Consider the following 950-nt stretch of genomic DNA (forward strand, 5'->3'; position numbering starts at 1 on the left):
ATCCCTACCGCAAGTTCCTGCCCAGCATCGGCCGGCTGGTGCGCTACGCCCCGCCGGAGGAAGGCCAGAAGGACGGCTATCTCGTGCGCAACGACGCCGGCGTGCGCGAGGGCGACGAGATCTCGATGTTCTACGATCCGATGATCGCCAAGCTGTGTTCGTGGGCCCCGACCCGCGCCGAGGCGGTCAAGGGCATGGCCCGGGCGCTGGAGGACTTCCACATCGAAGGCCCCAGCCACAACGTGCCGTTCCTGGCCGCGGTGATGGACCAGGAGCGCTTCGTCTCGGGCCAGCTGGCGACCAGCTACATCAAGGACGAGTTCCACGACGGCTTCGCGGGGACCGAGCCGACGCCGGCCCAGCTGGACATCCTGGCCGCGACGGGCTGCGCCCTGCAGCGGGTGCTGGCCCGGCGGTTGGGATCCAGGCGCACCGACTGGACGGTGGTGGTCGGCCACGCCAAGCGGCGCGTGCGGTTCGAGGCCGAGAGCGACCAGAGCCTGACCGTCGGCCTGCTCGACGAGGGGCGCAGCCTCGTCCTCACCGACATCGCCTGGCGGCCGGGCCTGGCGACGTTCCGCGCCAAGCTGGACGGCCAGGCCTTCACCGCCGAGGTCGCCCCGGCCGCCGAGGGCTTCACCATCCGCCACCGCGCCGCCAAGGCCCGGGTGCTGGTGCTGACCGCCCGCAGCGCCGAGCTGCACGAGAAGCTGCCGGCCAAGGCCCCGGCCGACACCTCCAAGCTGGTGCTCTCGCCGATGCCGGGGCTGGTCGTGTCGATGGACGTCGCCGTCGGCCAGCAGGTGCGCGAGGGCGAGATCGTCTGCGTGCTCGAGGCCATGAAGATGCAGAACATCCTCCGCGCCGAGCGCGACGCCACGGTGAAAGCCGTCAACGCCAAGGCCGGCGATCCCGTCGCCGCCGACCAGGTGCTGGTGGAGTTCGGATGA

General features: G+C 71.3%; 1 protein-coding gene. It reads left to right on the forward strand.

Annotated elements, in window-relative coordinates; translation table 11 throughout:
• The coding region (locus tag AC1RRS_RS24875) for a biotin/lipoyl-containing protein (protein ID WP_492857503.1) at positions 1 to 950 on the forward strand (950 nt) is incomplete at its 5' end.

It is taken from the genome of Caulobacter sp. GW821-FHT12A07, assembly GCF_058807655.1.